1 pseudogene is annotated in these 484 nt (G+C 39.3%); it reads right to left on the bottom strand.

Going from position 1 to position 484, the window contains the following annotated elements:
* Positions 1 to 484, bottom strand: a pseudogene (locus ACFINC_RS09595) (hypothetical protein); the annotation flags it as partial.

Here is a 484-nt window from a genome sequence, read left to right as displayed (position 1 = left end):
TCCATAGCAGGAAAAAGCGCCAATACAGTAAAGAAAAGGGACATCCATAGTGTCATGCCAGATATTTGGAAAACGGTATAGATTGCAAGCAAAAAAGCAAGCGTCAGAAAAGAGACAGGAATAGCAATGACTCTCAGTTTTAAGCTATAAAAAGCGCGTGCCCATTTTATGAGAAAAGGCGGCGTATATCCACAAGCCTTTTCAAATATGCCACGACCATCACCAACAAGATACCACCCAACAGAGGAATAATGAGGCATATCTTCAAAAATGGGATTTGCCATTTCTACAGATTTGTGTGCAACTTCCAGCTCACTAAGAGACGAAAAGCGTGAAATTTTTTCAATGACTTGTCGATAAATACTGCGTGAATGGGAATCAATTTCAGAAAAATCACTTTTTTTACGCAAAATAGCATCGACACAACTCACTGTTTCAAACCATACGGTCCAATCAACATCATCTATCGCTTTAAGAGCACAGA

Origin of the sequence: Bartonella sp. AP58NXGY, assembly GCF_042195785.1 — a bacterium.
Classification (GTDB): domain Bacteria; phylum Pseudomonadota; class Alphaproteobacteria; order Rhizobiales; family Rhizobiaceae; genus Bartonella.
This window is presented reverse-complemented; position numbering and strand designations above follow the sequence as displayed.